This window comes from Mesorhizobium sp. M00.F.Ca.ET.216.01.1.1, assembly GCF_004010325.2.
GTDB lineage: Bacteria > Pseudomonadota > Alphaproteobacteria > Rhizobiales > Rhizobiaceae > Mesorhizobium.
On record NZ_SADR02000132.1, the window covers coordinates 1 to 446 of the forward strand.

Below are 446 nucleotides of genomic sequence, written 5' to 3' on the forward strand. Positions count from 1 at the left end.
GGCTCGCCGCGCCGCCGGCCATTGCATGGACATCAAGCGCGCACAGCCGCTCGAATACGGCCGGCGCTGCTGGCCCTCCTACGTCAAAGCAGGCCCAGCCATCGGTCTGTTCGGTGACGGAAGCATTATCGCCAAAGCCATCCTTGACGATTTGCGCGATGTTCTCGTGGCTGGTGAAGGGTGCTTCGACGAACCACTGGTCGACACCGGTCCAGACCGCCGTGTAGGGCGCCTTCCCCGAGACCTTCCCGGGTGCAGGCATTTCGAATCCGAAGAAGCGCTTGGCGGCAGTGGCGAAGTCTGCCTGGCGGTTCAGCCGGGATGCTATCGAAGCCAGCGCCACGCCGATGTTTTCGGCAATGCGGAATCCTGGCAGCTCATCGACGCGCGGCGTCGTTCCTCCAAGCGGCGTGGTCGAATGCAGACGATGTTCAGGCACGCAGGCG

1 protein-coding gene is annotated in these 446 nt (G+C 63.9%); it reads right to left on the bottom strand.

Translation table 11 applies throughout. The annotated features are described in order from the left end of the window. A partial coding sequence (locus EN859_RS35385) for a sarcosine oxidase subunit gamma (protein WP_135913614.1) occupies positions 1 to 446 on the bottom strand: 446 nt, incomplete at both ends.